General features: G+C 62.9%; 13 protein-coding genes. 7 read left to right on the forward strand and 6 right to left on the reverse strand.

What is annotated here, in order from left to right; all coding sequences use genetic code 11:
• From D6877_RS28945 to D6877_RS28955, 3 genes are all read right to left on the reverse strand, one after another.
• Positions 1-1,280: MFS transporter (locus D6877_RS28945; protein ID WP_130912912.1), on the reverse strand; the 1,280-nt coding region annotated here is incomplete at its 3' end.
• A 128-nt stretch (positions 1,281-1,408) separates the two neighbouring features.
• Entirely contained in the window at positions 1,409-2,143 is a 735-nt protein-coding gene (locus D6877_RS28950) for a helix-turn-helix transcriptional regulator (RefSeq protein ID WP_130912903.1), read from the reverse strand.
• A gap of 316 nt (positions 2,144-2,459) precedes the next feature.
• Positions 2,460-3,389, reverse strand: coding sequence for a LysR family transcriptional regulator (locus D6877_RS28955; RefSeq protein ID WP_130912904.1), 930 nt, complete (start codon positions 3,387-3,389; stop codon positions 2,460-2,462).
• A 121-nt stretch (positions 3,390-3,510) separates the two neighbouring features.
• Here D6877_RS28955 and D6877_RS28960 point away from each other — a divergent pair, with 121 nt between their 5' ends.
• From D6877_RS28960 to D6877_RS29500, 3 genes are all read left to right on the forward strand, one after another.
• The gene (locus D6877_RS28960; RefSeq protein ID WP_130912905.1) at positions 3,511-3,804 is read left to right on the forward strand and encodes a putative quinol monooxygenase; all 294 of its coding nucleotides are present in this window, start codon (positions 3,511-3,513) and stop codon (positions 3,802-3,804) included.
• Between the two features lie 29 nt (positions 3,805-3,833).
• The gene (locus tag D6877_RS28965) at positions 3,834-4,847 is read left to right on the forward strand and encodes a zinc-binding alcohol dehydrogenase family protein (protein WP_130912906.1); all 1,014 of its coding nucleotides are present in this window, start codon (positions 3,834-3,836) and stop codon (positions 4,845-4,847) included.
• Positions 4,848-4,999: 152 nt separating this feature from the next.
• A complete protein-coding gene (locus D6877_RS29500; protein ID WP_178083772.1) occupies positions 5,000-5,173 on the forward strand; it encodes a hypothetical protein in 174 nt (57 codons plus the stop codon).
• Positions 5,174-5,190: 17 nt separating this feature from the next.
• Here D6877_RS29500 and D6877_RS28970 read toward each other — a convergent pair whose 3' ends face one another.
• Positions 5,191-6,387 carry a multidrug effflux MFS transporter gene (locus D6877_RS28970; protein WP_130912907.1) on the reverse strand — a complete coding sequence of 399 codons (1,197 nt, stop codon included), beginning with the start codon at positions 6,385-6,387 and terminating at the stop codon, positions 5,191-5,193.
• Between the two features lie 87 nt (positions 6,388-6,474).
• Positions 6,475-6,672, reverse strand: coding sequence for a cation transporter (locus tag D6877_RS28975; protein ID WP_130912908.1), 198 nt, complete (start codon positions 6,670-6,672; stop codon positions 6,475-6,477).
• Positions 6,673-6,820: 148 nt separating this feature from the next.
• On the opposite strand from D6877_RS28975, the gene D6877_RS28980 reads away from it, so the two are divergent.
• The 3 genes from D6877_RS28980 to cueR all read left to right on the forward strand — a co-directional run bounded on the left by D6877_RS28980 (position 6,821) and on the right by cueR (position 10,183).
• A complete protein-coding gene (locus D6877_RS28980) occupies positions 6,821-7,204 on the forward strand; it encodes a hypothetical protein (RefSeq protein WP_125917565.1) in 384 nt (127 codons plus the stop codon).
• Between the two features lie 175 nt (positions 7,205-7,379).
• A complete protein-coding gene (gene cueA, locus D6877_RS28985) occupies positions 7,380-9,773 on the forward strand; it encodes a copper resistance metal-translocating P1-type ATPase CueA (RefSeq protein ID WP_130912909.1) in 2,394 nt (797 codons plus the stop codon).
• A complete protein-coding gene (gene cueR / locus D6877_RS28990) occupies positions 9,770-10,183 on the forward strand; it encodes a Cu(I)-responsive transcriptional regulator (RefSeq protein ID WP_130912910.1) in 414 nt (137 codons plus the stop codon). Before cueA ends, cueR begins: the two co-directional genes overlap by 4 nt.
• Here cueR and D6877_RS28995 read toward each other — a convergent pair.
• On the reverse strand, positions 10,137-11,345 hold the full coding sequence (locus tag D6877_RS28995; RefSeq protein WP_130912911.1) for an MFS transporter: 1,209 nt from the start codon (positions 11,343-11,345) through the stop codon (positions 10,137-10,139). The genes cueR and D6877_RS28995 overlap by 47 nt on opposite strands.
• A gap of 38 nt (positions 11,346-11,383) precedes the next feature.
• On the opposite strand from D6877_RS28995, the gene D6877_RS29705 reads away from it, so the two are divergent.
• Positions 11,384-11,594: hypothetical protein (locus tag D6877_RS29705; protein ID WP_206663004.1), on the forward strand; the 211-nt coding region annotated here is incomplete at its 3' end.

Below are 11,594 nucleotides of genomic sequence, written 5' to 3' on the forward strand. Positions count from 1 at the left end.
CCCAGCGCGAACACCCCGCCCTGCCCGGTAATCGGGAACACCAGCCCGGTCACCAGTGGCCCGAGCAGTGAGCCGACGCGGCCGATCGCCGAGGCGAATCCCGAGCCGGTTGCCCGTGCCGAAGTCGGGTACAGCTCCGGCGTGTAGGTGTAGAGCACCGCCCACATGCCGAACAGGAAAAACTGCATCAACAATCCGGTACCGATCAGCAGCGCCACGTTGCCGCCGAACACCGCGCTCTGCCCATACAAAAACGCCATCACCCCGCCGCCGAGCAGGGTGACGATGCACACCGGTTTACGCCCCCAACGCTCGACCAGCCACGCCGCCATGAGGAAGCCGGGAATCCCGCCGAGCGAGATCAGCACCGTGTAGTACACCGACTGCGTCACGGCGAAACCCGATTGCTGCAGCAATGCGCTGAGCCAGGAAGTCAGCCCGTAGAAACCCAGCAATGCGAAGAACCACAGACTCCAGATCATCGTCGTGCGCTGGCGATATTGCGGCGACCAGATCTGCTTGAGTGCCGAGAAGAAATTGCCCGGTGGCGTCACCGTGCGTGGCAAACGAACCGGTTCCGGCAAGGCTGCACCGCCCAGCGAAGCACGCACCCGCGCTTCAATGCCGTTCAACACTTTGTCCGCGTCGGCGTCGCGCCCGGCCTGTTCCAGCCATCGCGGTGACTCAGGGATGAAAAAGCGGATCGCCAGGACAAATACCGCAGGCACCGCCAGTACCAGGAAGATATCGCGCCAGCCAATCAGCGGCAGCAGGAAGTACGAGAGCACGCCCGCCGCGACAAAACCCAGCGGCCAGAAGCCGTCCATCAGGGCGATGTAGCGCCCGCGTCGTTGCGCCGGAATCAATTCCGACAGCATCGACTGTGCGATGGGAAACTCCATGCCCATGCCGATCCCCAGCAGGATGCGGAACAGCGTCAATGTCTCCACCGTCTGCGCTGTCGAACAGAGGTAACTGGCCACGCCCCACAACACGATGCTCCACTGAAACACCGGTTTGCGCCCGAAGCGGTCGGCGAGCATCCCTGACAACGACGCCCCCAGCACCATGCCGAAAAAGCTTGAGCTGGCGAGCAGGCCGGCTTGCGCACTGCTCAGGCCGAACTCGGCTTTGATCGAGCCGAGCAGGAAAGTCATCATCGCCAGATCCATGGAATCGAAGAAAAACGCCAGCGCAATGATGATGAAAATGACGCGGTGATAACCACTGAGCGGCAGCCGTTCCAGGCGCTCAGCCGCACTGAAGTGTTGTGTATTCATGTTGCGCTCCCCCATCCGAAAAATTCCCCGGATCGAGTGTGCGTGATGGTCATTCGGAGGTCGTACTGGATGCGACCTGTTCACAGTCGTGCGCGACGCTGCCCGCCAGCTCATTGCAGAGCAGCGCTCTAGAATGCTGTTTCCAGCTCGGTTTCCTTGGCAAAGCGATGGATTTCGCGCTGACCGGTGGCGGTCAACTGCAAGGCGCGGGAATCGTTGGGCAAGGTCAGCCAGCCGGACTGCATGAACAACTGCAACAGCGCCGCACCCAGTGAGCCGCCCATGTGCGGACGACGCTCGCTCCAGTCCGGGCAGGCGCAGGCGACCTGCACGTTGCGGTGGGCCAGGGCCTGGATGAACACACCGCGCTGCGCCAGTTGGGTGGAACCCTTGTGCGTCACCACCACCCGCTGTTCAAGCTGTTCGATCCAGCCGGCATCGAGCAGGCGCTGATACAGGTCGGCCGCCAGGGTGCCGCCCAGATGGTCGTCGCAGAACCGCGCGCGCAACAGCGAAGACGGCGCCGCCTGCGGCCTGACCATCGGCATGGTGCGTTTCAGCGCAGCGGGCACTTGTCGTGGCGCGCTGGCAATGGTGGCGCTGGCCAAAGCTTCGATCGCCGCGCCGATTTCCGGCGCTGCCAGGCGAAAGAAGCGTTTGCGCCCACGCATTTCGACGTTCAACAGACCCCCTGCGGACAATCGCCCCAGATGCGCACTGGCCGACGACGGCGAGAGCCCGGCCAGCAGCGCCAGCTCTTCGGCTTGCCGCGCCGAGCCATCCATCAACGCCCACATCATCGCGCTGCGCTTGGGGTCGGCCAGCAATGTCGCGATCTGGCTGATGCACGGTGCATGTTCCATATGTTCACTCCCTGTTGAATCGTATCGTCTACCGCTCGGAGACATCTTGGCCGCTTATAGGGCATCGGCCAACACGCGAATATCGCCCTGGATCGGAGCAAGGGATGCCACCGACACCAGCTGCTCCGGCACACAACCTGGCAGCAGAAGTAGCAACCGTCACCAAAAGCCGGCAACGCGTTACGGGGTCTGCGCGCCGGGTGTCAGTGCAGGCATGAGGCGGGCGCTAGTATAAGCGGGTTAAGCCAGACGTCCTGCGCCTGGGCCTGCGCAGGTGGCGATTGTTCCTGACAGAAATTTCTCTATTTGCCTGCGACTAATGATCGACTTTGAGAAAAGCGGGAAATTGACTACTCAATTCGGCGCAACGACTGGCGAGCATCTCCCTCAGCAGGTTCACCGGCTTACTCAATTGTGCGCGATGGGCGCACAACAGATTCAGCGGTGCGCGCTCACACAGCAGTTCCGGCATCAGCACCTTGAGGCGCCCGGCGAGCACATCGGTGCCGACGTCCAGCCAGGATTTGTAGGCAATGCCGGCACCGGCCAACGCCCATAATCTCACGACGTCGGCGTCATCGCTGAAGCGGTCGCCACTCACGGTCAGGCCGACTTCGCGCTTGCCATCGTGAAAACTCCAGTGGTCGTGGACGCGGCTGCCGAGCATGTACAGAAGGCAGTTGTGCTGGGCCAGTTGCTCGAGCTGGCGCGGCTCGCCATGCCGGGCCAGATAGTCAGGAGATGCGCACAACACGCGGCGATTGTGCGGTGCGATGGGCAAGGCGATCAGGCTGGAGTCCTCCGGCTCGCCATAGCGCAGGGCGATGTCCACCGGCTGCCGGAACAGGTCGGCGATGCGGTCGCCAAGCAGCAGGCGCACCGTCAGCTTAGGGTGCTCACGCTGAAACGCGTCGAGCCACGGCAGCAGCAGATTGCGCCCGAAATCCGAAGGCGCCGACAGTTGCAAAATCCCGCTGACCTGATCCTGACGGCTGGCGAGCAGTCGACGCCCCTCGTCGAGATTGCTCAGGGCGGCACGGGCATATTCAAGGAAGCCTTCGCCCTCGGCGGTGAGGCGCAGGCTGCGGGTCGACCGCGCCAGCAGCCGCGCACCGAGTTGCTGCTCGATGCGCTTCAAGGCCGCGCTGGCCACCGCCGCGGACATGTCCATCACCCGTGCCGCCGCTGACAGGCTGCCCAGATCCGCCGCGCGGACAAACAACTGCAAATCATCAAAACGCAGCATGCGCAGCCTCGATTATCAAAAAAATATTGAAAGAGACTGCTCTTTTAGCCGGTTTTATCGCGCAGAGAAATAGCCAATGATGGCCTCCGACAAATTCATCCCGATTCTCTGGAGTCCGCGCATGTCACAGCCCTTTACCGCTATTGCTACTCTGACCGCCAAGCCCGGCCAGCAGGACGTTCTCGAACAGGCGCTGCGTGCCCTTGTCGAACCGAGCCGCGCCGAGCCGGGTTGTGGCCAGTACGACCTGCACCGCGACCTTGCCGATCCACAGGTTTTTTATGTCATCGAACAGTGGGCCAGTGACGAGATTCTTGAGGCGCACAACGCCAGCGCGCATTTTCAGAAGTTTCAGGCCAGCGCAGGCCACACCATCGAACACTTCCAGCTCAAACGTCTCGGCGCGATTGCCTGATTCCTTCTATCAACTGTACGGAGCCACTTATGAAAGCCATTGCCTATTACGCGTCCCTGCCGATCAGCGACGCCAAGTCCCTGCAGGACATCGAACTGCCAGAACCGCTCGCCGGCCCGCGCGACCTCTTGGTGGAGGTCAAAGCCATCTCGGTCAACCCGGTCGACACCAAAGTGCGGCAGAACGTGGCGCCGGAAAACGGCGCGGCGAAAGTGCTGGGCTGGGACGTTGCCGGTGTGGTCAAGGCGGTCGGCAGCGACGTCACCCTGTTCAAGGCGGGCGACAAGGTGTTCTACGCCGGTTCGATTGCCCGGGCCGGTGGCAACAGCGAGTTGCACGTGGTCGATGAGCGCATCGTCGGCCACATGCCCAAGTCCCTCGGTTTTGCCGAAGCCGCTGCGCTGCCGCTGACCGCGATCACTGCGTGGGAATTGCTCTTCGAGCGCCTGCAAATCAGCGAAGGCAGCAATGATCAAGGCCAGAGCCTGCTGATCGTTGGTGCGGCGGGCGGCGTGGGCTCGATCCTGACCCAATTGGCCAAACAGTTGACCGGTCTGAAAGTGATCGGCACCGCTTCGCGCCCACAAACCCGTGACTGGGTCAGTGAACTCGGTGCCGATCTGGTCATCGATCACAGCCAGCCACTGAGCGAAGAATTGAAGCGCGCCGGCATCGACAGCGTGACCCACGTCGCCAGCCTGACCCAGACCGACCAGCATCTGGCGCAACTGGTCGAAGCCCTCGCACCGCAAGGCAAGCTGGCGCTGATCGACGATCCGAAGTCCCTCGACATCGGCCTGCTCAAGCGCAAGAGCCTGTCGCTGCATTGGGAGTTCATGTACACCCGCTCGCTGTTCGAAACGCCGGACATGATTGAACAGCACAAGCTGCTCAACCGCGTCGCTGAGCTGATTGACGCCGGCACTTTGAAGACCACCCTGGGCGAGCACTTCGGTGTGATCAACGCCGCCAACCTGCGCCGCGCCCATGAGCTGCTGGAAAGCGGCAAGGCCAAGGGGAAAATTGTTTTAGAAGGTTTCTAAAAAAATAAAGCCTCGCAACCGCTCGTGATGCCAGAGCGGTTGCGGGGCTTTTTGCCGTCAGTCGGTTGCTTGACCCTTGTCACAATTGCGCGGGTATCGGGGTCTACAATCGAAGCCTCTGCGATACATCTTTTACGCAAGGGAGGTCAGCAATGAAGATCCTGATAAAAGAAGTGGCAAAGTCTCAATGGCAAGTGCGCCTGGACCAGCATGTCGTGACCTTTCGCAGTGAAGCCGAGGCGCTGGCCTTCACTCGTACCCTCGAAGCGCGACTCTGCGCGCCCCACCGGATTCCCGAACCCAGCCAGCAGCGCGCCGCCAGCTGAGTTCCAAAGTCGAGCGTTCAGACCTGGGCTTGCGCCAGCGCCCGGGCATTCTGCAAGCGCCGGGTGAGCAGCGCGACGCTCACCACCAGCAAACCACACAGGCTGATGACCATGGCCATCGGCACGGCGCTGCCATCGTGCAACACCCCCACCAACGCGGCGGCACCGGCGGCGATGCTGAATTGCAGGCAACCGAGCATCGCCGACGCACTGCCGGCGCGGGCGCCCTGACCGTTCATTGCGCAAGCCGAGGCGTTGGGAATGATGCAGCCGAGGCTGGCAATGCAGATGAACAGCGGAATCAGCAACGGCCACAATGCCTCTGGACGCATCGCGCTCACCGCCAGCAACGTCAGCCCGGCGAGGAAGTACACCCACACCGCGCGCACCAGCAAAAATGCCGGACCACGCTTGGCCAGCAGACGCGCATTGACCTGCGCCACCAGAATGAAGCCCGCCGCGTTGGTGCCGAACAGCCAGCCGAAGTGCTCGGCGGGTACACCGTAGAGCTTGATGAACACAAACGGTGAACCGGCGATGTAAGCGAACATGCCGGCGATGGCGATGCCGCCGGTCAGGGCGTGGCCGAGGTAGACCGAATCCTTGACCAGTCGCCCGTACTGGCGCAATGCACCGGACAACGGCTGACGCGGCACGTGGGCCGGCATGCTTTCCGGCAGCCCCAATGCCACCGCCAGACCCGCCGCCGCACTGAATCCGGTGAGCACCAGAAAGATCGACTGCCAACCCGTGGTATTGACCAGCAGCCCACCGAGCATCGGCGCCAGAATCGGCGCCAGGCCCATCACCAGCATCAGTTGCGAAAACACCTTCGCCGAGCCCACCGCGTCGCACTTGTCGGCAACCACCGCACGGGAAATCACCATGCCCGCACAACCACCGAGTGCCTGGACGAAGCGCGCGCCGATCAACCATTCCAGACTTGGCGCGTAGGCGCAGGCTAGTGACGCCAGGGTGAACAGAGCAACGCCGCTGAGCAGCGGAAGCCGCCGGCCGAAACGATCGGAAATCGGCCCGTAAGCCAATTGGCCCAGCGACAGACCGAGGAAGTACGCCGCCAGCGTCAGCTGGACATGCTGCTCATCGGTGCCGAACGCCAGCGCCATGGCTGGGAACGCAGGCAAATAGAAGTCGATCGCCAAGGGACCGAAGGCGCTCAAGGCGCCGAGTATCAAAATCGTGCGGAAGTTCATCAGGCATCCAGGTGGGCAAGTCGCAGCCCGACAGTCTAGCCGCGCCCGGACGCCTTGAACATTCCGATAGCTCGCTAACGATCAATTTCAGACGAGCTTCACCTCATAACCCTCTTCGCGGATCGCTTCGATCACCTGGTCGGCACTCAGCGCGCTCTCGACGCCGACTTCCCTGGCAGCCAGATCGACGCGCACACTGGCAGCCGGATCCAGGGCCTGCACCGCAGTGGTGATGGCTTTGACGCAATGACCGCAGGACATGCCTTGAACGTTGAACACTTGCATGGGAAGACTCCTTTGAGTGAGGTTGTCGGCAGTCTTGAGCTTGCCACGATGGCAAGGTCAAGTTCTGCGAAAAACTGCCGGGCTGGCAATCGGCGTCGCGCTCGGCCAAGCTGCATGCATCAATGACTCGAATTCAGGAGGTTCAGCCATGCGCTGGTCAGCTTTGAGCCTGTTTGGCTTGCTCAGCCTTTTCGCCGCTGTCCCGCAGGTGCAAGCCGCCGGCGAGGATTACGCGGTACTGATCATTTCCCGCGAGCGCCTCGAAGTGGCGACCTCGTGCGAAATCGGCGTGTACATCCAGGACCAGCTCTCGGCGCGCCTGTTTCAGGAGCAGAGCACGTCGTTCAACCTGCCACCGGGCAAGGTTTCGCTGCGCCTGAAACTGCTGCCGGGCCAGGCGCCGGGTTGCAATCCCGGCATGCTCGCACCGGGTTCGCAGGAAGTCGTGCTGCATGCCGGTGATGTTCTGAAGTTCCGCCTGGCGATGAATGCCGAAGGCGTGTACCTGAAACCTGCAGGCCTGGGTTATTGAGCAACCGCCTCGACCTGTGGGAGCGAGCCTGCTCGCGAAAGCGCCGGGTCAGCCAACATGATTGCTGAATGATGCACCGCATTCGCGAGCAGGCTCGCTCCCACAAGAATGGCGCTTGACCTTGCCCGCATGGCAAGGTTGATCCTGTAGACATCCACTACAGGGAGCGCGACCGATGTCCGAATCCACCACTTTCGATCTGCCGATTGCCGGCATGACCTGCGCCAGTTGCGCCGGGCGTGTCGAGCGGGCGCTGCGCAAGGTCAGCGGCGCCAGTGCCGTCAGCGTCAACCTCGCCACCGAACAGGCCCGGGTGCAGGCGCCCGGCGACAGCCTGCCGGCGCTGATGCAAGCCGTGGAGCGCGCCGGTTACAGCGTGCCTCGGCAAACTATCGAATTGAGCATCGACGGCATGACCTGCGCGTCCTGCGTCGGTCGCGTCGAACGCGCCCTGAACAAAGTCCCAGGCGTGAGCAGCGTCAGCGTCAATCTGGCCAATGAACGTGCGCACCTCGAATTGCTCGGCCAGGTCGATACGCAAACCCTGCTCGCCGCGGTGAGCAAGGCCGGTTACTCGGCCAGCGTCTGGCAAGCTGAACGGCCACAGTCCGATGACCAGCAAAAACGCCTGCATCGCGAGCGCTGGGCATTGATCTGCGCGATCGCCCTCGCTCTGCCGCTGGTGTTGCCGATGTTGCTGCAGCCGTTCGGCATTCACTGGATGCTCCCGGCCTGGGTGCAATTCGCCCTCGCCACCCCCGTGCAATTCATCTTCGGCGCACGCTTTTATGTGGCGGCGTGGAAAGCCGTGCGCGCCGGCGCCGGCAACATGGACCTGCTCGTCGCCCTCGGCACCAGCGCCGGTTATGGCCTGAGTATCTATGAATGGGCCAGCGCCGCCGGACGCATGCCGCATCTGTATTTCGAGGCCTCGGCGGTGGTCATCGCTTTGGTATTGCTCGGCAAATATCTCGAAAGCCGCGCCAAACGCCAGACCGCCAGCGCCATTCGCGCCCTCGAAGCGTTGCGGCCGGAGCGCGCGATTCAAGTTATCGACGGGCGTGAGCAAGACGTTGCGATCAGCGCCCTGCGCCTCGACGATCTGGTGCTGGTCAAACCCGGCGAACGCTTCCCGGTGGATGGCGAAGTCGTCGAAGGCCAGAGCCACGCCGACGAAGCGCTGATCAGCGGCGAAAGCCTGCCAGTGCCGAAACAAGCGGGCGACAAGGTCACCGGCGGCGCCATCAATGGCGAGGGTCGTTTGCTGGTGCGCACCCAGGCCCTCGGCGCGGAAACCGTGCTGGCGCGGATCATTCGTCTGGTCGAAGACGCGCAAGCGGCGAAAGCGCCGATCCAGAAACTGGTCGATAAGGTCAGCCAGATCTTCGTCCCCACCGTATTGCTGATCGCCCTGGCCACGCTGATCGGCTGGTGGCTGTACGGCGCACCGCTGGAAACGGCGGTGATCAATGCCGTCGCTGTGCTGGTAATCGCTTGCCCGTGCGCCCTCGGCCTCGCCACCCCGACGGCGATCATGGCCGGCACCGGCGTCGCCGCACGCCACGGCATTCTGATCAAGGATGCCGAAGCGCTGGAACGCGCCCATGAAGTCAGCAGTGTGGTGTTCGACAAGACCGGCACGCTGACCTCGGGTGCGCCGCGTATCGCGCACTTCAGCGCGGTCGATGGCGACGAAAACAATCTGCTGACACTGGCCGGTGCCTTGCAGCGCGGCAGCGAGCATCCTTTGGCCAAAGCGGTGCTGGATGCCGCCGCCGAACGCGGCTTGAACGTGCCCGATGTCAGCGACAGCCAGTCGCTGACCGGACGCGGCATCGCCGGCACGCTGGATGGCCGGCGCCTGGCGCTGGGCAATCGGCGGATGCTCGACGAAAGCGCCTTGAGTGCCGGTGAATTGAGCACATCCGCCGAAGCGTGGGAACGCGAAGGTCGGACACTGTCGTGGCTGATTGAACAAAGTCCTCAGCCGAAGGTGCTGGGCCTGTTCGCCTTCGGTGACACGCTGAAACCCGGCGCTCTGCAAGCGGTGCAACAACTCGCCGCGCGGGATATCCAGAGCCACCTGCTGACCGGCGACAATCGCGGCAGCGCACGGGTGGTGGCCGAGGCTCTGGGCATCCAAAATGTCCACGCCGAAGTGCTGCCTGCCGACAAGGCCGCGACCGTCGCCGAGCTGAAGAAAACCGGCGTGGTCGCCATGGTCGGCGATGGTATCAACGACGCCCCGGCCCTCGCCGCCGCCGACATCGGCATCGCCATGGGCGGCGGCACCGACGTCGCCATGCATGCGGCCGGCATCACCTTGATGCGCGGCGATCCGCGGCTGGTGCCGGCAGCGCTGGAGATCAGCCGCAAGACCTACGCAAAGATTCGCCAGAACCTGTTCTGGGCCTTTGTCTACAACCTGATCGGCATTCCGCTGGCGGTGTTCGGTTTCCTCAATCCGGTGCTGGCCGGCGCGGCGATGGCGCTGTCGAGCGTCAGCGTGGTGAGCAATGCGCTACTGTTGAAAACCTGGAAACCCAAGGACCTGGAGGAACACCGATGAACATCGGCCAAGCGGCTCGACAAAGTGGCCTGAGTGCAAAAATGATTCGTTACTACGAGTCGATCGGCCTGCTCAAAGCGGCCAATCGCACTGACAGCGGTTACCGTGTGTACGGCAGCGATGACCTGCACACCCTGGCGTTCATCAAGCGTTCGCGGGATCTGGGCTTTTCTCTGGAAGAGGTCGGCAAGCTGCTGACCCTCTGGCAGGATCGCCAGCGCGCCAGCGCCGACGTGAAGGCCCTGGCGCGCCAGCACATCGATGAGCTGAACCGAAAGATCCGCGAGCTCGGCGAGTTGCGCGACACCCTGCAGGATCTGGTCGAGCATTGCAGCGGCGACCATCGCCCGGATTGCCCGATCCTCAAGGAGCTGGCGTCGGGCTGCTGCGCGCAACCCGCTCGCGCCTGATCCGCAACAGCGTCACCAAGCACAGGGTGCCGAGGGGAATGCAGTGGAACAGCATGACCACGGCCCCCGGCGTCCACCATGCGTAGAACGGCGCGGCGACCAGCATGCCGATGCCGAATCCGGTCATCTGCAGCAAGGTCAGCACGCTGAAAATCGGCAGGCGCAAAGCCGCAGGTTCCCGTTGCAGCCGTGACATCAGGCTGACTTCGGAAACCCCGTCACCAAGCCCGGCCGGCAAGGCGAACAGCAGCAGCCCCACGAGGCTGTGCTGCTGGAACATCAGAATGAACCCGCAGGACATCAGCGCCACGCCGCAGAAAAATCGTCTTTCGAGGTGGCTGTTCTCCGAGCCCTTGAGGTGACTGGCGATGCGCGCGCCGAGCAGTTTGCCGCTGGCCCATACCGCAAGCGCCAGGCCCAAGGTCGTACTCGCCGCCTCGGGCGTGAGCAGTTTCGAAATGATCGGGAAGCCGACGTTATGCGCGGCACTGCCCAAGGTGTCGGCCATGGTCACCGCGAGCATGGCCGCGACCACTGGCACCGAACGCAGGCCTTGCCGCAGCGCAAACCATTCACCACGCTCCGGCTGTTCGCTGACATCGGTTTTTTCGAAACGCAGCGGCATGATCAGCAGCGCGGCGAGCAAATAGGTCAGCGCGTTGAGGGCGAAGACCGTTTCAAAACCGAAAGCAGCCACCAGCAACCCCGACACCAGACTGCCGCCGACCATGGCGGCTGAAGAGGCTGAGGTGATCCAGGCATTGGCCTTGAGCAACTGCGCCGGCGCGATCAAGCGCGGCAATTGGCTGTTGAGGCCGATGGCGAACATCGAATTGCCCAAGCCGAGGCCGAAGGCAATGAAGGGCAACAGCCATGCCTGCTGACTCGCCGGTGTGATCAACAGCAGCCCCAGCAGTGCGGCGCGCAACAGATCGAAAGCAATCAGCGACGCGCGGCCCTGCCAGCGCCGGTAGAAGCGTGTGCCGATCAGACTGGCGAAGATTCCGCCACCGACACGGCTGGCAAGGAAAATGCCGACGCTCATGGCGCTGTTGCTCAGCAGGTAGACGTAGGTAGCCAGCGCGACCATGTTGAGGAAGGCGCCGAAATCGGAGATCAGCCGGGCGGTTACGATCAGGTGGGTGTTGCGTGGGGTACTCACATACGATCCTTGTAGGAGCTGCCGAAGGCTGCGATCTTTTGATCTTGTCCTTGAAGCAAAGGCAAAAGATCGCAGCCTTCGGCAGCTCCTACAAGGGCATGCTCGCGTTTGCGGGAAATGCGCAGGCACAAAAAACCCGGCCGAAGCCGGGTTTTTCATCACGCGATCACTGCATCCACGGCGGTGGAGGCGGCTCTTCGGGTTTGCCTTTCGGCGCGTCGTCCGCCGCGCGAATGGCCTGCTTGCGTT

This window comes from Pseudomonas sp. Sample_9 (genome assembly GCF_004307535.1).
GTDB lineage: Bacteria > Pseudomonadota > Gammaproteobacteria > Pseudomonadales > Pseudomonadaceae > Aquipseudomonas > Aquipseudomonas mercuritolerans.

Bases quoted from the DNA above. Each gene is read 5' to 3' on its own strand.
- D6877_RS29500 (WP_178083772.1), top strand. From the start codon at position 5,000: ATGAAGATCCTGATAAAAGAAGTGGCAAAGTCTCAATGGCAAGTGCGC.
- D6877_RS28980 (WP_125917565.1), top strand. From the start codon at position 6,821: ATGCGCTGGTCAGCTTTGAGCCTGTTTGGCTTGCTCAGCCTTTTCGCC.
- cueA (WP_130912909.1), top strand. From the start codon at position 7,380: ATGTCCGAATCCACCACTTTCGATCTGCCGATTGCCGGCATGACCTGC.
- cueR (WP_130912910.1), top strand. From the start codon at position 9,770: ATGAACATCGGCCAAGCGGCTCGACAAAGTGGCCTGAGTGCAAAAATG.
- D6877_RS28955 (WP_130912904.1), bottom strand. From the start codon at position 3,389: ATGCTGCGTTTTGATGATTTGCAGTTGTTTGTCCGCGCGGCGGATCTG.
- D6877_RS28960 (WP_130912905.1), top strand. From the start codon at position 3,511: ATGTCACAGCCCTTTACCGCTATTGCTACTCTGACCGCCAAGCCCGGC.
- D6877_RS28970 (WP_130912907.1), bottom strand. From the start codon at position 6,387: ATGAACTTCCGCACGATTTTGATACTCGGCGCCTTGAGCGCCTTCGGT.
- D6877_RS28950 (WP_130912903.1), bottom strand. From the start codon at position 2,143: ATGGAACATGCACCGTGCATCAGCCAGATCGCGACATTGCTGGCCGAC.
- D6877_RS28965 (WP_130912906.1), top strand. From the start codon at position 3,834: ATGAAAGCCATTGCCTATTACGCGTCCCTGCCGATCAGCGACGCCAAG.
- D6877_RS28975 (WP_130912908.1), bottom strand. From the start codon at position 6,672: ATGCAAGTGTTCAACGTTCAAGGCATGTCCTGCGGTCATTGCGTCAAA.